The organism is Amycolatopsis sp. NPDC102522 (assembly GCF_055584485.1).
In genome coordinates this window covers 34863-52166 of record NZ_JBVJLY010000026.1, presented here as the reverse complement: position 1 = coordinate 52166, position 17304 = coordinate 34863, and the positions used below count along the sequence as shown (strand labels likewise).

Here is a 17304-nt window from a genome sequence, read left to right as displayed (position 1 = left end):
TGCTCTCCGACTGGTGACGCGCCTTTCCGGCGCGTATCGGAATTCGTTTCGCACTATGAGAAATTGGGCCGAGCCGGTGATGATCGACTGGCGCTCATCCGCCGCTTGTATGAATTGATTCAACCGGTCTTTTCCGCGTGCCGAAGCGTGAACTAGTTTCAGCAGTCATCGCAGGGAAGGAGTCGAATGGGTATTTACCTGACCGGCATCGCCTGGGTCGTCGGCGCGGCGGCCCTCGCGGGATTCGTCGGCTACCTCGTCCGCAAGTTCGGCTGGGACGAAGGGCGGCCCGACAACAACGACGCCGCCGGCCAGGTGTTCACCATCGTCGGCGGGCTGCACGCCGTCCTGGTCGCGTTCATCTTGATCTCCCTTTTCGACTCCGCGAGCGCGGCGCGGGACGGCTCCTACCATGAGGCGGACAGCCTGGTCGCCGCCGTCTGGGCCGCCGATTCGCTGGGGACCGAGGTCAAGGACGAGGTCCGGAAGCTGAGCGCGGAGTACATCTCCACGGTCGAAAAGAAGGAGTGGCCGCAGATGGCGGGCGGCGGGGCCGCGGTCCCCGACCTCGGCTGGACGCGGCTGGACCAGTTGCGCAAGGCCGTCGACAAGGCCCCGTCGGACGACGACTGGATCCGCGAACGCAAGGCCGAGGCGTCCACCCAGCTCTGGCAGGTCTACGAGGCCCGGCAGTCTCGGCTGAACGCGGTCGAGGGCGGCAGGGTCGGCGGCGTGGTCTGGTTCGCGCTCATCCTCGGCAGCCTGATCTCGGTGCTGTTGCCCAACCTGTTCGGTGGCACCCGGCTGGCCGCGCACCTGGTGATCGTGTCCACCCTGGCCGGGACGGTCACACTGCTGCTGTTCGCGATCTACCAGCTGCAGAACCCGTTCGGCGGCGGGGTGCGGATCCCGCCTGACGCGTTCACCTCCGCGCTGGCGAGGATCACTTGAGCCGGCGGGCACTGTGGACGGAGTGACGCGGGCGGCGGCGACGGCGGCCGTCGCCGGGCTGGTCGGCGCGTCGGCGCTGCTGGCCCCGATGGCCGCGCGGGCCGCCGAATCCTGCCTGGTTGTGCAGGCGGAGACCGGGTCGTCCGGGAAGTCGAAGCTACGCTGGCTCGACGTCGGTTCGGGGACCACGTCGCGAGTGACCGATCCGGGGTACCGGCTCAACGCGCTCGGCTACTCCGCGACACGGGACCTGGTCTTCGGTGTCGCCGAAGGGCTCAGCCGGGGCGCACACGCGGTGACGATCGACCGTGACGGGGGCACCCAGGATCTCGGCCCGATCACGCGCGCCGGGAACCGGCTGCCGGTGTGGAGCCCCGTCGCGGGGGTGACCGCGGGCGCGATCGGCGGGAACTCCTGGTACCTGCTCAGGAACGGCACACTGTACACAGTGGACTTGACGCCGGGGGAGCGGTACCTGCGGGTGATCAGGACGGTGTTCCTGCGGCCGATCACGCTCGCCCACGACGTCAACGACTTCGCCTACCACAACGGACTGCTCTACGGCGTTTCCACCACCTGGCGCGGAAAAGGCGCCGTGATCACCATCGATCCGGGGTCCGGCAAGGTCCGCGAGGCCGATGACGCCCGGTTCCCGCCCGCCGACGTCTACGGCTCCGTCGTGCTCGGCCGCGACGGCGCCCTGTATGCCACGGCGAACCGGATCGGCGGGCGAAGTGTGCTCTATCGCCTGGATCCTGGCGGGCAGGTAACCGAAGTGCTTTCGGGTCCGCCGCTGGCGGGTTCGGACGCCGCGGGCTGTCTCACCGCGCCCGAACCACCGAAACCGGAACCGCCCAAGCCGACGCCCACTCCCACTCCCACACCGTCTCCCACACCCAGCCCGAACCCCACGCCGTCTCCTGCACCAGAGCCGGAACCGACTCCGACGCCGAGCCTGACTCCGACACCCACACCGACACCGTCGCCAAGTCCGACACCGTCGCCGAGCCCGTCGCCGAGTCCTAGTCGGACTCCGACGCCTTCGCCGAGTCCGACGCCCACACCCGCGCCCAAGGTGGTCCCGCCGCCGCCCGTTCCCGTGCCGAAGCCGTCTCGTGCGGCAGCGCCCCTCGAACGGAAGGCCGCGGCGAAGACCGACTCGCACGCGCGTACGAAGGAGAAGCGGCGGTGGGGCTTGACCGCGTTGGTTCTGATCCTCGGTGGGGGAGCGGCGGCGGGCGCCGTCCGGCGGTCCCGGTGAGTCAGTACTTGAACTGGTCCACGTTCTCGCGCGTGATCAGCAGCGGGTCGCCCAGCAGCACGGTCTTCGTGTCTTCTTCGTACTTGATCGCCGGGAGTTCGAGGTTGACCTTGTTCGACGGCGTGAGCCGCTTGCCCTGGGCGATCTGCTTGCCCGCCCATGCGGTGAGGTAGCCGAGCGATTCGACGTTCCACAGCACCGAAAGCGACGCGGAACCGTCCAGCAGGTAGGGCTTGATCGCCTGCGGGGTCCCGACGCCGACGGTGAAGACGCGGCCGATCTTCTGCTGCGAGCGGACAGCCTCGGCGACCGCGGGCGCGGATGTCGTGCACTCGCCGACCAGGCCCGTGAGGTCCGGGTACTTGGTCATCAGGTTCTTGGCGAGGGTGGTGGCGTTCTCCTTGTTCTCGCCGGCGTAGACCGTCTCGACGAGCTGCGCCTGGGGATACTCCCTGGTGGTATACGCACGCTGAACGGCGATCCACGCGTTGAGGTTCTCGGCGGTCTCGCCGCAGGAGACGATCGCGTACTTTCCCGCGCCGCCCATCTTCTTCATCAGGGCGTCGGTGAGCGCCTTGCCGATGCCGTCCGAGGTGGCCTGGTTGACGAAGAGTTCGCGATCGGTGCCCGGCGCGTCGGTGTCCGAAGTGATCACATGGACGCCCTTGGCCCGCGCGTCGGTGATCGCCGGCGCTATCGCCCTCGGATCGTTCGGGGCGATCGCGATGACGTCCACCTGCTGGTCGACGAGGCCGCGCACGATCGAGACCTGCGCCGCGGGGTCCACCGTGGTCGGACCGGTCGAGGTCCATTCGACACCGAGCTGCTTGGCCGCGGCTTGTCCGCCGGTGCTCATCGCCTCGAAGTACGGGATGCCCGCGACCTTAGGCACGAACGCGATCCGGATCGGCTTGGCCGCCATTCCCGCCGGCGCTTCACCGTCGCAGCCGGTCAGCCCGAACACCATGCCCAAAGCGAGCACAGTGGCCACAACGAGCGTCTTCGTCGGGCCTCGCATCTCCACCCCATAGTCACGGAATCATCTGAAACCAGCCGATCGGTCTGCGCGCGGTGGAGACCTCCGGCGAAACTAAGGTCTTCGGTTACCCCGGTCAACCGGATGAGCGCAAAGGGTTACGGAAGTGAGTTCATCGACCTGGGACGATTACCGGCTCGGGCTACCGGGGTGACGGTGAGCGATCGGGAGACGCGGATCACCGCGCCGTATATACGGGTGGGGGGTATATTTCCCCGCATGAACGAGACACGGCACGGAGCAAGCTGGTCGATGGCGGCGTCGGCGACCCTGCACTGCCTCACCGGCTGTGCGATCGGCGAGGTCCTCGGCATGGTGATCGGCACGGCGCTCGGCCTGCACAACGCGGGGACGATCGTTCTCTCGGTCGCGCTCGCCTTCGTCTTCGGTTACGCGCTGACCATGCGTGGCGTGCTGAAGTCGGGCCTCGCGTTCGGCGCCGCGCTCAAGGTGGCGCTGGCCGCCGACACCGTGTCGATCGCGGTCATGGAGATCGTCGACAACGGGGTCATGGTGGTGGTGCCGGGCGCCATGGACGCCGGGCTCGGGAGCCTGCTGTTCTGGGGCGCGCTGGTGTTCTCGCTGGCCGTCGCGTTCGTGCTGACGGTGCCGGTGAACAAGTGGATGATCGGGCGCGGGCTGGGCCACGCGAAAGTCCACGCTCACCACGGTGGCCACGAGGGTCACGCGCACTGAGGCGTCACTGGCAGTACATGAAGGCCCCCTTCATTGCGCTAGGCGCAGTGAAGGGGGCCTTCATGTACTTGGGAAGGAGCCTTTCAGACGGTCGAGAGGTCGATAGCCTTCTCGATCTCCTTGGGCATCAGCACCCGCAGGAGCCCTTCGAGCAGGTAGTAGTCGCCGTAGGGCAGCGAAACCTCGACACCGTCCTCGGCCGGACGGTTGCGCGTGCCCCGCGCCATGATCGCCTCGGCGCGGGTGGACTTCGTGGTCAGGCAGGTGTCGCACAGCGCGGTGAGGATCCGGATCGCCGCCTCGCGGTACTGCGGCCGGTTCGCGACCTTCGCCAGGTCGAGCAGCCCGCACGCCATCACGGCTCCGGCGGAGGAGTCCTTGATGTCGTGCGGCGCCTGCGGTGCGAGGTAGTCCCACACCGGGACGTTGTCCGGGGTCAGGGCGCGGAGCGCGAACTCGGCCAGGCGCTGCGCGGTCCGCAGGAACAGCGGGTCGCCGGAGCGGCGGTACATCGTGGTGAACCCGTAGATCGCCCAGGCCTGGCCGCGCGACCAGCACGACGTCGGGCTGTAGCCCTGCACGGAGTTCGGGCCGATCTCGGCGCCCGTCTCCGGGTCGAAGTCGAAGACGTGCGGAGTCGAACCGTCCGGGCGCACGAAGACCCGTTCGGTGGTCTTCGCGTGCGAGACGGCGATGTCGAGGTACTTCCGGTCGCCGGTCTGTTTGCTCGCGAAGGTCAGCAGGTCCAGGTTCATCATCGTGTCGACGATGACCCGGCCGGCGTTGCCCGGGGTGCCGAGCGCGCCCCACGCCCGGATGAACTTGCCTTTTTCGTTGTACCGCTGGATGAGCGACGCGGCGGCGGTGAGCGCGCCGGTGCGCCATTTCTCCTCGCCGGTGAGCCGCCAGCCGGTCACCCAGGACGGGTAGAACAGGAATCCGAGGTCGTGATCGCTCGTCTCGTACTGGCGCGGCGCGAGCTTTTCCGCGGACGCCGCCGCGAGGGTCCGGAATTGCGGGTCGCCGCTGTAGAGCGAGGCGAGCCACAGGGTGCCCGGCCAGAAACCGCCGATCCAGCCGCCCTTGGCGGAATAGGTCCATTTCTCGAACCGGGTGATCTCCGGAAAGGTCGTCACGCCGGGTGCGACGGCTCGCAGCTTGGTCACCGCGTAGTCGGCCGTCCGGCGGAAAGTCCTTAGCCCGGCGGCTTCTTCCTCCGCCGCGGTAGCCGCACCGGCGGCCGGGGTGATCGCCGTCGCCGCGACGGCGGCACCGGCAGCGGTGGTCAACAGGGTTCGCCGGGAAACGCTCACAATACCCGCCATTCGTCAGTGGGAAATGCGTCACGGGAGTTTCGCACGACGATTACGCGCTTGTGAAGACCATTCATGGTTGTGAATAAAGGCGCCGTTCAGTGGCACACGAAAAGGGCGAAGGCCCGGCGTTATGGGGTACGCCGGGCCTTCGCGATCAGGGGGTTACGAGCACTTCGGTGCGACAGGCAGGTCCGAGCCGGTCTGCAGGTAGGTGTCGGAGATGTAGTGTCCCGGGCCGATCCGGTCCCAGATGTTGCTGGTGCCGAACTTGCCGGTGACGGTGTCACCCTCGACGTAGCATTCGATGTTGACCTTCGCGTAGTTCGCCGCGAGGCCCTTGATCGCCGCGCTCGTGCTCGCCGACGCCCGGACGTTCATCGGGTCGCCCGCCGTGCTGACGACGCCGGTCGGGCCGGAGCCGGTCCACAGGTAGGAGGCGTTGACCCAGCCGTTGTCCGACATCTTCAGGCCGTCCCAGAAGGTGCCGTCGGCGAGGTCGATACCCGCCGGGTTCGCGGGCTTGCGGCCGAACTCGTCCTTGCCGCCGTTGTAGCCGTCCTGGTACGCGGCCTGCGCCTCGGGCTTGCCCTGCGGCAGGTTCTTCCACATCTGACGGGTGGCCGACGGGTTCCAGTAGTCGTCCTTGGTGTTCCACGGGCCGACGTCCCACACCGGCGCGTACTCGCAGCGGCTGTTGTCGGTGCGGCAGACCCGGACGGTGTAGTTGCCGGTGTTCTTCGGTGCGAGACCGCGGCCCGAGGGCAGCGCGACGAAGTGGTCGCGGGACTTGATCACGTGCCCGTTGGCGGTGGTGCCGCCGGGGAGACCTTCGCGGGTGGCGAAGACCTTGTACGTCAGCGGGGCCGCGGCCGCGCCGATCGCGTTGGCCTGCGGGCCGAGCTCACCCTGGAGGGTGACCTCGCTGACCTTCGCGGTCACGCCGTCGTTCAGGGTGCGCAGTCCGATGCGGACCTGGACCGTGGAGACCGAAGTGGACAGCTGGGCGGCGCCGCCCTCGGTGGGTGTCCACTCTGTCCAGTCGTTGGAGTTGAGCTTTCCGCGGACGTCGACCTCGACCTCGGTGCCCTTCGGCGCGTCGGCGGCCACCTGGGCGGTGACGCGGTTGACCGGCTTCCCGAGCTGCTGCTCGGCCAGCAGCAGGTATCCCTGGCTGCCGATGGAGTCGGGTTTTCTGTGCCAGGCGGCGTTTTCCAGGCTGAGCACGCCACCGTCGCTGCGGACGTTGACGTCGTCGCCATCCACAGTGGACAGATCGGCGCGCCAGGTTCCTTCGGGCGCCGCGTTCGCGGGGCTGGCGGCCAGCGCGGTGACCGCCCCCGAGGCCAGCACAGTCAGCACGGCCGCCATCACACGGCGGGCCTTCACGGTCCGGACCATTCCGGTCTCCCTTCGAGCACTCTCGGTTGCTATGAAGGGAGCTTCGCCGGGACCTGTACACGATCGATACAAAAGCAAGTCGGCACCTGATCGCGTCACGTACTCGCGATCAGGTGCCGACTTGGTGAAAGGGTCAGGCGCTGGCGGAGTCGTCGTAAGAGGCTTCGGCGGACTCCTGCAGGCGTGAAGCGAGCGCGGATTCCTGTGGCCGCGCGGAGAGTTCGCGCCACAACGCCAGCGCGCGTTCCGAATAGGTCCGCGATCGCTCGGGCTGGCTCAGCGCCTCGTGCAGTTCCCCGAGCAACTGCGAAACCTCGGCTTCGGACCGGCGGTCCCCGTTACGCCGGTGCACGCTCAGCGAATTGACCAGCAGCAGTTGCGCGTGGGCCAGATCGCCGCTGTGCAGATACAGTTCGCCGAGATTCTGGTTCGCGTAGCCGACGCAATGGTCGTCGCCGAGTTCGTCGAAGATCGCGATGGCGCGGTCGACCCGTTCCCGCGCGCCCGCGAGGTTGCCCTGATGCTGCCGCAGCATCGCGAGCCGCTTCAACGCGTGCGCCTCCCGATGCCGGTCGCCGATGTCCGCCGACTGTTCGAGCGCTTCGGTGAACCAGCGTTCCGCGTCGGCGAACCGGCGCCGCGCCAGCCACACCGCGCCGATCGCGATCCGCGCGACGGCCTCGCCGTGCGGATCGCCGGCCGCCGAGAACTGGTCGAGCGCGGCATGACAGTGCTCCAGCGCGATGGTGTCCTCGCCCTTGATCCGCAGCACGGTGCCGAGCCCGGCCAGCGCGATCGCCGCTCCCCGCGCGTCGCCGATCTTGTCGAACAGCAGTTGCGACTGCTCGAACGCGATCAGGGCCTCGGCGTAGCTGTCCTGGTACAGCTGGACCTGGCCGAGGTTGCGCTGGATGATCGCCTCCCCGTGGACCTCGCCGGACCGGCGGGCGGCGGCCAGCGCGACGGCGTGCGTGTGCAGCCAGTCGTCCTGGTGGCCGCGCTGGTCGAAGTACGGCGTCAGCGCGGCGGCGAGGCGCCAGGCCAGCGAGTCGAAGCCGAGTTCGGCGGCCAGTGCGACGGCGGCGACACAGGTGTGCCGCTCGGCGGCGAACCAGGCGGCCGGATCCTCGACCAGATGCGCGGTTCCCGGCGGGAGGGCGGGCTGGACGGCCGTGTCGTCGCGGTAGAGCCCGAAGAAGTGGATCGGCATCCGGTCCGCGGCTTCGAGCGCGAGCGCGAGATAGCCCTCCAGGACCCGTTTCGTGGCGTCGTGCGCCTTCGCCGGGATGTCGTGCGCACGCAGTTCGGCGGCGTAGCACCGCAGCAGGTCATGCAGCCGATAGCGGGGCTCGCCGGTGCCGTCCGAGCCGATCAGTTCGACCAGATGGGCGTCCACCAGCACGTCGAGGACGTCGTCCGCGTGCGCGCGGCCGAGCAGGGCCGCGACCACCCAGGCGGGGAACTGGACCGAGCCGAGCCCGCCCAGCCCGCGGAACGCGCTCGCCGCAGACATCGGCAGGAGGTCGTAGCTGAGCGTGACACTGGCGCGGACGGCGAGATCGCCGACGCGGAGTTCGTCGAGTCTTCGTCTTTCGTCCCGCAGTCTGTCCGCCAGGACGCGCAGCGTCCAGCCCGGCCGGTGGGTGAGCTTCGCCCCGGCGACCCGGATCGCCAGCGGCAGATACCCGCAGTGGCGCGGGATCGCGGCCGCGCTCTCCGGCTCGGCGGTGACCCTGTCGGTGCCGACGATGCCTTCGAGCAGCTTCGCGGCCTCGGCCTCGGGCAGGAGGTCGACGTCGACCGGAGTGGCACCGGCCAGATCCGGCATCCGCACCCGGCTGGTGATCAGCACCGCGCAGGCGCCCGCGCCGGGCAGCAGCGGCCGGACCTGCGCCGCGCTGCCGGCGTCGTCGAGGACGACGCACAGCCGCATGGTCGCCAGCCGGGACCGCAGGAGCGCCGCGCGTTCGGGAAGATCACGCGGCAGTCCCGCGTCGGGGACGCCCAGCGCGCGGAGCAACTCGGCGAGCACGGTCATCGGGGGCCGGGGCGAGGACGACGTCCCGGCGAGGTCGACGTGCAGCTGGCCGTCCGGGAAGTCCTCCCGGACCGCGTGCGCCACCCTGATCGCGACCGAGGACTTGCCGACGCCCGGCGCCCCCGAAAGCACCGCGATGGCAGGCTTCTCCCGTTCGCGGCGGTCACGGAAGAGGTCGACGAGTTCGCCGACCACCTCGTCGCGGCCGGTGAAGTCCGGCAGATCCAGCGGCAGCTGGCAGACCGGGGCCATCGGCCGGGTGAGGGCGGCCGCCACGGCTTCCGGGGGCGGGGAGTGCGTCAAGACCAGTGAGGCCCGCAGTTCCCGCAGCCGCGGCCCCGGTTCGGTGCCGAGTTCCTCGGCGAGTACCTTTTCGGCCGTTTCGTAGGCCTCGATCGCGTCGGCCGTGCGGCCGTCGGCGCGTAACGCGACGATCAGCTGCTGCCAGAGTTCCTCACGCAAGGGATGCTCGGTGACCAGGCCGCGCAGTTCGGCGACGGCTTCGGCTGTCCGGCCGAGTTCGATCCTCGCCCGCAGCCGCTGTTCCTGGACCGCGAGCCGTAATTCCGTCAGCCGGGCCACGGCGGCACCCCAGCCGTGGTCGTGGGGGAGTCCTTCGAGAACTTCGCCGCGCCACAGCGCTTCGGCTCGGTCCAGCAGGTCGAGGGCGGATTCGGCCTCCCCGTGCCCGAGCGCGTCCTGCGCGCGGGCGGCCAACTCGCCGAATCTGATGTGGTCGATCTCCCCAGGGGTGGCTTTGAGGATGTAGCCGGATGCCCGGCTGCCGATGCGTTCCCCCAGTCCAGGATCGCGATCGGCGAGACGTTTGCGGAGTGAATGGACGTAGGTGCGGATGTTCGCCGCCGCGGAACGCGGAGCCGACGAGGGCCACAGGACCTCGATCAGCAGTTCGGTGGAGACGACGACGTTGGGCTGGAGCAGGAGAGCAGCGAGGAGCAGACGTGGTTTGGGGCCGCCGAGCGGCACCACCTGTCCGTCCACCGCCACTTCGAGCGGACCGAGAACGCGAAACCCGAGAATAGTCACCTAAACCGCCAATACGGCAGGAGCCCCATATCCGCCGATAATATTGCCGTCCCGCCATGGTTGGCTAGATCCATTCGCATGCATGTGCGGACGCCCGGTCCGGTTTGTACGTGATGTGTACGACGCCGGTCGACGCTGGAAGCCATGAAGCGTTCAAGTGTCCGGCGGCTCGCCGGTTTCTTTCTCGTGCTGGCGACGGCGGGCGCCTTGGGCCTCGCCGGCGCGACTCCCGCGCTGGCCGCGGCCACCGGGACCGTGAAGACGGCGGGTGATCCGCTGAACGTACGCCGTGCCCCGAGCACCACCTCGACCGCGGTGCGCACGGTGGCCAACGGCGCCGCGGTGACCATCGACTGCCAGACGATCGGGACCGAGGTCACCGGTCCCCTCGGCAAGACGACGTTGTGGGATTACGTCCCCGCGCTCGGCGGCTACATTTCGGACGGCTACGTCTACACGGGCTCCGATCAGCGGATCGCCCCCGACTGCGGGGTCGGTTCCGGCACCGCCGAATGTTCCACCGGCGTCTGTGCCGGCGAGGGGCAGTTCCGTTCGTCGGATGCTCATTTCCTGGTCTACGACAAGGACGCCGACGGCAAGTCCGCCGTGGTCGCCTACTGGCTGAAGGGCGGCGCCGGCCCGTTCTACATCTGGGCTTCCGGCGGCAACGGCACCCACGTCGACAAGGCCGTGCCGGTCGCGAAGGGATCGTGGGTCTATTACAAGGTCTGCGTCGCCGACGCCGCCGCGAATCCGGCTCTCGAAGCCTGCAGTGGCGGCATCACCGATTACGCCGCGTGAAATCCCTCCCCGTTCTTTCCCCACTTCGAAAGGTTGAATTCTCATGGGTCAGGTGAACCGGCGGGCGGTACTCCTCGGTGGAGCCGCGGCGGTTTCGGCGGCGGCGTTATCGTCGACAGTGCCCTCGTGGGCGAACGCGAGAACGATGGCGGCGGCGCCCGCCATCCGCGATCCGTTCCAGCTCGGTGTCGCCTCGGGTGACCCCCTGCCGGACAGTGTCGTGCTGTGGACGAGGCTCGCGCAGGCCCCGCTTAACCCCGACGGCTTCGGCGGCATGCCGGACGCTTCGTACACAGTGGACTGGGAGATCGCGAACGACCAGGCATTTTCCTCGATCGCGCAGAACGGCACCGCGACCGCGGCCCGCGCCACCGGGCACAGCGTGCACATCGAACCGGTCGGACTGGAACCGGGACGTGAATACTTTTACCGTTTCAAGACGAGTGGCTACATCTCGCCGGTCGGCCGGACCCGGACCGCACCCGCCGCCGGTGCCGCGGTCAATCAGCTGAAGTACTGCTTCTCCTCTTGCCAGCACTGGGAGGAGGGCTGGTACCACTCGTACAAGGGCATGCTCGCCGACAATCCGGAACTGGTGCTGTTCCTCGGCGACTACATGTACGAGAAGAAGTCCGGCCGCGCCGCCGCCGAACGGAATCCGCGGAAGCTGGCCTTCAACGACGACGTGACGACGCTGGCCCAGTACCGCGCCCGGCACGCCCAGCACAAGACCGACGCCGACCTGCAGAACGCGCACGCGATGGCGCCGTGGATCGTGGTCTTCGACGACCACGAGGTGATGAACAACTGGAACGGCACCACCAGCCCGGCCACCGCGGCGCGCAAGACCGCCGGATTCCAGGCGTTCTACGAGAACATGCCGATCCGCTCCACCGCCAAGCCGAGCGGCGCGACGATCCGCCTGTACCGGCAGTTCGGCTGGGGCAACCTCGCGCGGTTCCACATGCTCGACACCCGCCAGTACCGCAACGCGCAGGTGCCCGACCCCTCCGGTTCGGCGGGACCGTCGTGCACCGACATGCGGTCGACGTCGCGCAGCATCCTGGGCACCGCGCAGGAAGCGTGGCTGCTGAAGGCGCTGGAGACACAGCCGGCGAAGTGGGACTTCCTCGGCCAGCAGGTCTTCTTCGCCACCCGTGACGGCGACGGCAACAAGGCGACGTGTGAGAGTCCCGATTCCTGGCAGGGTTACGAGGCTTCGCGCGACAGGATCGCGAAGGGCATCGTGGACCGCAAGGTGCCGAACCCGATCGTGCTGACCGGCGACGTCCACCGGCACTGGGCGGCCGATCTGCGCCGCGACTACTTCAACCACAGCGACCCGGTGTTCGGTTCGGAACTGGTGACGACCTCGGTCACCAGCAACAGCGACACCGCGACCGACCCGTCGTCGGCGTGGCTGGCGAACAACCCGCATATCAAGTACTGCCGGGGAAAGCGCGGTTACGTCCGGGTGACGGTGTCGCAAACGCAGATGCGGGCGGACTTCATGACGGTTTCGGACACCGCCGAGTACGACTTCTCGAAGGTGACACTGGCCGCGGACCGCAGCTACGTCGTCGAGGCCGGGAAGCCGGGGCTGCAGAAGGTCTAGGGGGCTCGTGAGTGGTAGGGATGGTTAGAACCGTCGTTGCCACTCACGAGAGCAGGTCCACCAGCGCGTCACCGCGGGGCGTCCGGACCACGAGGACGACCTGACCCTCGCGGTGCCGCTGGATCAGGCCCGCCGAGACAAGCTGTTCGCAGTGGTAAGTCGCTGTGCTCGCGGCACAGGACAGCAGGTTCGCGATCTCCCCCATCCGGGCGGGTTTCCCCAGGTGCCGCAACAGTTTCGCGCGGTGGGCGCCGACCACCAGGTCGAGCCCGTCGACACCGGGGGCCGCTTCTTGCTTGCCGTTCTCGAGCAGGCCGTCGAGTCCCGGCAGGGGATAGCCGATCCAGATGGCGTCCTCTTCGTCGAAGTTGGACACCGCCGACCGGCAGCCCGCGAGCATCGGGACGAGGATCAGCTTGCGGCCGCGGGTGGTGTACCGCGCCGGTTCGGCGTCGGGCAGCAGCAGAGAGCCGTTGCTGAACCGGAAATGGGGCCGCAGCAGGCCGAGTACGGCGTCGGTCCCGCCGCGGACGGAGGCGACCCCGATCCGTTCGATCTCGCGGTCGAGCAAGGGCCGGGCCTTGGTCCACAGGTTCTCGGTCGCCAGTCTGGTCGCGGTGAAGGCGTCCGCGAGCGAGGCGACCCAGCGTCTCGGATGGTCGGCGGCCTGCCGCCATTGCGCGGGCAGCCTGTCGCCGAAGACCTCCTCCAGGCCCTTCAGGACCTCGGCTTCGGTCAGCTCGCGCAGCATTTCCGCCTGGGCGGCGGCGGACGAGTCCGCGCCGGGGCTGATCGGGACGATGAAGTCCGGCTGCACCGAGGTGCCCCGGCGGGCGAGCGCGCTCGCCGCGCGGTATCCCTGCTCGGGGATCGCCGAGCCCACCTGGCGTCGCCAGGCGGCGGGCAGGCCGCGGTCGTATCCGCCGACGACCTCGACGAGCATCGAAACCAGTGAGACGTGCGGGGAAACCGTCACACCTACCGGGATCGTGCTGGTGTCACCGAGTTCGAGCCGGGTATAAGAAGCCTGGGTCGGCGTCTCGCGCATCCGGTCGTCCCTCCTGGGAGTGGGCGTCGCAGCGTGCGATGTTAGCGCCTCCCGTCAAGCCCCGGCACTGCCCGGAAAACGACCGAAAGACGCCTCCCCCGCTCGTGACCTGGGGAAAGCGCCTTTCGGCCGGTGCGGCGACCTCAGCAGGCGAGTTGCTCATTCATGATGAGGAACGCGCCGAGACCATGGAAATCGTTGGTGTTGCGCTTACGCCCGTAGTAATACGCCGTGTCGCCGACATTGGTGCCCTCGGAGATGTTCGCGATGTCGGTCAATCCGTCGGAACCGGTCGAAACCTGCGACAACACGCCGCGATAGCCCTTCGCGGCGACAGGGCCGTACTCCGCGCCGACGTAGCCGCGTTCCACCGCGCGGGAGAGCAGGAACGTGTACATCGCCGAGGCCGACGTCTCCAGCCAGTTGTCCTTGTCGCCGCCCCGGTCGACGAGCTGGAACCAGCGGCCCGAGGCCCGGTCCTGCCAGCGGGTGTAGCCCGCCGCGAGGAACTTGACGACGTCGACGAGACGCTGCCGCCGCGGATGCCCGGCGGGCAGGATCTCGAGGAGGTCGATCGACGTCATCCCGAGCCAGCCGATCGCGCGGGCCCAGTGGTACTTCGAATGCCGTCCGGCGCCGGACGCCCACGGTTCCGAGCCGTCCTCGTCGTAGGCGTGGTAGAGCAGGCCCTTGGCGGGCTCCTTGAGGTGATCGAAGTAGACGCTGACGTTCTTCGCGGCCTCTTCGTAGCAGTAGCCGGGATCGCCGAAGGTCTTGCCGTACAGGGCGAGGAACGGCTGCGCCATGTACACGCCGTCCGCCCACAGCTGCCCGGTCTTGCTCGTGGCGTGGAACATCCCGCCGTCGGGCGTCCGAGGATAGGCCGGGAACCGGCGGCGCAGCTGCTCCGCCGCGGTCTTGTACTTCGCCTGCCCGGTTTCGGTGTACAGCAACGGGAACATCTGCCCGGACCGCATCGCGTCGAGGTTGGTGAAGCCGTTCGAGATCCCGCTTTCGGTGACGAACCGGTCGTACCAGGCGAGGATGTAGTCGAGGTAGGCCTTCTCGCCGGTGCGCCGGTACACCAGGTACTGGCCGTAGAGGTAGAGGCCGCGCGTGTAGCCCCAGCCGCCGAGGGTGGCCGGGGTGTAGCGCTTCATCGTCGAGTCGACGACAGCCCGCGACAGGTCCACCGGCGCCGCTGTGGCCACGCCGGGCAGGGCGAGCGCGCCGAGGGCGCCCGCGGTTCCCGCCAGTACCGTGCGCCGCGAGAGCCGTGCCGCGTGAAGAGGATCCGGTGACATTCGAGGCCCTTTCCTGCGCCGGGAAACCGGGGGGAGTGGTGGCCGGGATGCCGATCCGCCGTCCGTCGACATCCCGACCAGCTGTGGGGCGACCTGGTCGCCGGGCTGAACTTCCTTGCGGGACAACGTCTACCCGCCTTCTCGACGACGAGTCAAGAGAGATCCGATCTCTTGCGTCATATATCAGATATGCCACTCGAATGGCCGCTCCCGGTCCCCGGGACGGTCCCGATGGGCGGCATTCTCCGCGAAAGCGCCCCGCTCGCCTACGATCGGTCCGTGAACGAGCTGACCTTCCGCGGGCGCCGCGTCGCCCGGGACCGCGCCCTGGTCATGGCGATCGTCAACCGCACCCCGGATTCCTTCTACGACAAGGGCGCGACCTTCTCGGATCCGGACGCGCTCGCGGCCGTCGCGCGGGCGGTGGCGGAGGGGGCCGACATCGTCGACATCGGCGGGGTCAAGGCCGGCCCCGGCGCGGACGTCGACGTCGAGGAAGAGATCCGACGGGTGGTCCCGTTCGTCGAACGGATCCGCGAACTGCACCCCGAACTGGTGATCAGCGTCGACACCTGGCGCCACGAGGTGGGCAGGCGCTCGGCCGAGGCGGGCGCGGACCTGATCAACGACACCTGGGCGGGGGCCGATCCGAAGCTGGCCGAGGTCGCGGCGGAATTCGGCACCGGCTACGTCTGCTCGCACACCGGGAACGCCGTCCCGCGCACCCGCCCGTTCCGGGTGCGCTACCCGGACATCGTCGCGGACGTCGTCGCGGAGACGACGGCGCACGCCGAGGCTGTCGTCGCGCTCGGCGTACCGCGTGCGGGGGTGCTGATCGATCCGACGCACGACTTCGGCAAGAACACCTGGCACAGCCTGGCGCTGCTGCGGCACGCGCGGGAACTGGCCGACACCGGCTGGCCGGTACTGATGGCCCTGTCCAACAAGGATTTCGTCGGCGAGACGCTCGGCGTGGAACTCGCGGAGCGGGTCGACGGGACCCTCGCCGCGACAGCCTGGGCGGTGGCCGAAGGCGCGAAGGTGTTCCGGGTGCACGAGGTGAAGCGCACCCGGCAGGTACTGGAGATGATCGCGTCGATCCAGGGCGTGCGCCCGCCCGCGCGCACGATCCGCGGTTTGGCCTAGCCGTCCAGGGGGATCACGGCCGAAACCGTGGTGCCCGCCCCGGGCTCGCCGTCGACGGTCAGTTCGCCGCCCAGCGCGCGGACCCGGTCGCGGAGGCCGTGCAGCCCGGAGCCGCCGTCGAGGTCGGCCATGCCGGTGCCGTCGTCGTGGACGTCCACCCGCAGGCTGTCCTCCTCGACGTCGATGCGCACGCGGACCTCCCGCGCCCGCGCGTGTTTCAGGGCGTTGGTGACCGCTTCCGAGACGACGAAGTAGGCCGTCGCCTCGACGGCGCCGCTGAGCCGGGGCACGTCCGCCCCCGCGAGGTCGACGGCGAGCGGGACCCTGGCCAGCAGCGACCGGACCGCGGGGATCAGCCCGGCCTCGGTGAGGATCGCGGGCCGGAGCCCGCGCGCGAGTTCGCGCAGTTCGGTGATGGTGGCCTGCAGTTCGTCGACGGTGCCGGCCAGCAGGGTCGCGACGGCCGGGGTGAGGTCGTCCCCGAGCCGCCGTTCTGCCATCCGAAGCAGCAGCACGACGCTGACCAGCCGTTGTTGCGCGCCGTCGTGCAGATCCCGTTCGACCCGCCTGCGCTCGTCGTCGGCGGCGGCCACGATCCGGGCACGCGAGGCCTGGACCTCGACGAGGCGTTCCTCCAGTTCCGCGGCGAGCCGCTGGTTGTCCAGCACCAGCCCGGCGGCGGCGTCGAGCGCGTCGAGCGACCGGCTGTCCTTCCACACCTCGTCGTCCTGCACGAGCGCGGCCAGCCCGGAGCCGTCGCGTTCCAGCAGGAGCCGGATCATCTCCGCGTTGCCGACCCTGGCCCGCAGCACCCCGATCAGGAACGCCAGCGGCCACAGGCAGAACGAGATCCGGTAGACCTCCAGCAGCGGCCCGGACGCCGGATTCGCGGAGCCGAGCGCGCTGCCGACCGTGGTGCTCACCGCGCCGGCCACGGCGATCGCGAGGACGGGGGAGAGCAGCCGCCGCTGCGGAAGCCGTCCGGCGAGCCAGCGGTAGAGCAGCACCACCACGACCCCGCCGCCGATCAACGCGCCGACCAGTTCCAGCAGCCGTTTGACCAGCTGTTCGGCCTCCGGGGACGCGGCGATCGCGGCGAGGTTCTTCGGATCGTCGTTGACCAGCAGGCCGAGGACGGCCGACCCGAAGACCACGGCGTAGGCGGAGAAGGCGAGCACGCGTTCCCAGCGGGACCGGAGCCGCCCGTGGGGGAAGGCGAGCACGAGGTGCGCGATCACCGGGCTGGACGCGGCCGTCAGCGCCAGCCCGGCGGTGTGCGCGACGGCGTCCCCGGCGAACTGCAGGTCCTCGGCGAACAACGCGAGCCCGGCCAGCGCGATGAGGACGCCGATGGGATTCGAGGCGCGGCGCACGTGCGCGACGGCGCCGGCGAGGAGGAAGAGGAACCCGGTCGTGGTGGACAGGGTGGTGTCGAGCGCGGTGTGCGTGCCGTCGGCGATCTTGAGCGTCGTCGCGACGACGCCCAGCCCGATACCGGCGGTCAGCACGCCCGCCATCGCGACGGTCCGAGGGTGCGTCACCACTAAGCGTCATTCGCCCGTTCGGCCCGGACCGTTACACCGGGAGGGCGCCCGAACGGGGGAGCGGTGTCCGGGACGGCTGTCCTGACATGTGGAACAACGGTTC

Annotated in this window: 13 protein-coding genes; 6 read left to right on the top strand and 7 right to left on the bottom strand. The window is 69.3% G+C overall.

Annotation, left to right across the window (positions count from 1 at the left end):
- Positions 1 to 186 precede the first annotated feature (186 nt).
- Both ACZ6YV_RS38060 and ACZ6YV_RS38055 read left to right on the top strand, forming a co-directional pair.
- Positions 187 to 951: a bestrophin-like domain gene (locus ACZ6YV_RS38060; RefSeq protein WP_465514234.1), complete on the top strand. Its 765-nt coding sequence runs from the start codon at positions 187 to 189 to the stop codon at positions 949 to 951.
- Between the two features lie 22 nt (positions 952 to 973).
- Positions 974 to 2212, top strand: a complete 1239-nt coding sequence (locus ACZ6YV_RS38055; protein WP_465514233.1) for a DUF6923 family protein — start codon at positions 974 to 976, stop codon at positions 2210 to 2212.
- A gap of 1 nt (position 2213) precedes the next feature.
- Here ACZ6YV_RS38055 and ACZ6YV_RS38050 read toward each other — a convergent pair whose 3' ends face one another.
- On the bottom strand, positions 2214 to 3230 hold the full coding sequence (locus ACZ6YV_RS38050) for an autoinducer 2 ABC transporter substrate-binding protein (protein ID WP_465514232.1): 1017 nt from the start codon (positions 3228 to 3230) through the stop codon (positions 2214 to 2216).
- A gap of 270 nt (positions 3231 to 3500) precedes the next feature.
- On the opposite strand from ACZ6YV_RS38050, the gene ACZ6YV_RS38045 reads away from it, so the two are divergent.
- The gene (locus ACZ6YV_RS38045; RefSeq protein WP_465514289.1) at positions 3501 to 3944 is read left to right on the top strand and encodes a DUF4396 domain-containing protein; all 444 of its coding nucleotides are present in this window, start codon (positions 3501 to 3503) and stop codon (positions 3942 to 3944) included.
- A gap of 83 nt (positions 3945 to 4027) precedes the next feature.
- Here the strand turns inward: ACZ6YV_RS38045 and ACZ6YV_RS38040 are convergent, their stop codons facing one another.
- The 3 genes from ACZ6YV_RS38040 to ACZ6YV_RS38030 all read right to left on the bottom strand — a co-directional run bounded on the left by ACZ6YV_RS38040 (position 4028) and on the right by ACZ6YV_RS38030 (position 9743).
- Positions 4028 to 5257, bottom strand: a complete 1230-nt coding sequence (locus ACZ6YV_RS38040) for a glycoside hydrolase family 88 protein (RefSeq protein ID WP_465514288.1) — start codon at positions 5255 to 5257, stop codon at positions 4028 to 4030.
- 165 nt (positions 5258 to 5422) lie between these two features.
- Entirely contained in the window at positions 5423 to 6658 is a 1236-nt protein-coding gene (locus tag ACZ6YV_RS38035; RefSeq protein ID WP_465514231.1) for a hypothetical protein, read from the bottom strand.
- Between the two features lie 133 nt (positions 6659 to 6791).
- Positions 6792 to 9743, bottom strand: a complete 2952-nt coding sequence (locus ACZ6YV_RS38030) for an AfsR/SARP family transcriptional regulator (RefSeq protein ID WP_465514230.1) — start codon at positions 9741 to 9743, stop codon at positions 6792 to 6794.
- A gap of 144 nt (positions 9744 to 9887) precedes the next feature.
- Between ACZ6YV_RS38030 and ACZ6YV_RS38025 the strand changes: the two genes are divergently transcribed.
- Together ACZ6YV_RS38025 and ACZ6YV_RS38020 are read left to right on the top strand one after the other, a co-directional pair.
- Positions 9888 to 10544: a hypothetical protein gene (locus ACZ6YV_RS38025; RefSeq protein WP_465514229.1), complete on the top strand. Its 657-nt coding sequence runs from the start codon at positions 9888 to 9890 to the stop codon at positions 10542 to 10544.
- 43 nt (positions 10545 to 10587) lie between these two features.
- Positions 10588 to 12159 (top strand): alkaline phosphatase D family protein, encoded by a 1572-nt coding sequence (locus ACZ6YV_RS38020; protein ID WP_465514228.1) that lies wholly within the window; start codon positions 10588 to 10590, stop codon positions 12157 to 12159.
- Positions 12160 to 12202: 43 nt separating this feature from the next.
- Here the strand turns inward: ACZ6YV_RS38020 and ACZ6YV_RS38015 are convergent, their stop codons facing one another.
- Positions 12203 to 13207 (bottom strand): winged helix-turn-helix domain-containing protein, encoded by a 1005-nt coding sequence (locus ACZ6YV_RS38015; protein ID WP_465514227.1) that lies wholly within the window; start codon positions 13205 to 13207, stop codon positions 12203 to 12205.
- Positions 13208 to 13350: 143 nt separating this feature from the next.
- Positions 13351 to 14511, bottom strand: a complete 1161-nt coding sequence (locus tag ACZ6YV_RS38010; RefSeq protein ID WP_465514226.1) for a glycoside hydrolase family 88/105 protein — start codon at positions 14509 to 14511, stop codon at positions 13351 to 13353.
- A gap of 279 nt (positions 14512 to 14790) precedes the next feature.
- On the opposite strand from ACZ6YV_RS38010, the gene folP reads away from it, so the two are divergent.
- A complete protein-coding gene (gene folP / locus ACZ6YV_RS38005; RefSeq protein ID WP_465514225.1) occupies positions 14791 to 15657 on the top strand; it encodes a dihydropteroate synthase in 867 nt (288 codons plus the stop codon).
- On the opposite strand, the gene ACZ6YV_RS38000 is transcribed toward folP, so the two are convergent.
- The gene (locus ACZ6YV_RS38000; protein WP_465514287.1) at positions 15654 to 17174 is read right to left on the bottom strand and encodes a sensor histidine kinase; all 1521 of its coding nucleotides are present in this window, start codon (positions 17172 to 17174) and stop codon (positions 15654 to 15656) included. The genes folP and ACZ6YV_RS38000 overlap by 4 nt on opposite strands.
- Positions 17175 to 17304: the final 130 nt, after the last annotated feature.

What these genes read in the sequence shown, in the direction of transcription:
- ACZ6YV_RS38060 (WP_465514234.1), top strand. Translation starts at nt 187, where the DNA reads ATGGGTATTTACCTGACCGGCATCGCCTGGGTCGTCGGCGCGGCGGCC.
- ACZ6YV_RS38050 (WP_465514232.1), bottom strand. Translation starts at nt 3,230, where the DNA reads ATGCGAGGCCCGACGAAGACGCTCGTTGTGGCCACTGTGCTCGCTTTG.
- ACZ6YV_RS38045 (WP_465514289.1), top strand. Translation starts at nt 3,501, where the DNA reads ATGGCGGCGTCGGCGACCCTGCACTGCCTCACCGGCTGTGCGATCGGC.
- ACZ6YV_RS38035 (WP_465514231.1), bottom strand. Translation starts at nt 6,658, where the DNA reads ATGGTCCGGACCGTGAAGGCCCGCCGTGTGATGGCGGCCGTGCTGACT.
- ACZ6YV_RS38025 (WP_465514229.1), top strand. Translation starts at nt 9,888, where the DNA reads ATGAAGCGTTCAAGTGTCCGGCGGCTCGCCGGTTTCTTTCTCGTGCTG.
- ACZ6YV_RS38020 (WP_465514228.1), top strand. Translation starts at nt 10,588, where the DNA reads ATGGGTCAGGTGAACCGGCGGGCGGTACTCCTCGGTGGAGCCGCGGCG.
- ACZ6YV_RS38015 (WP_465514227.1), bottom strand. Translation starts at nt 13,207, where the DNA reads ATGCGCGAGACGCCGACCCAGGCTTCTTATACCCGGCTCGAACTCGGT.
- ACZ6YV_RS38010 (WP_465514226.1), bottom strand. Translation starts at nt 14,511, where the DNA reads ATGTCACCGGATCCTCTTCACGCGGCACGGCTCTCGCGGCGCACGGTA.
- ACZ6YV_RS38000 (WP_465514287.1), bottom strand. Translation starts at nt 17,174, where the DNA reads ATGGCGGGCGTGCTGACCGCCGGTATCGGGCTGGGCGTCGTCGCGACG.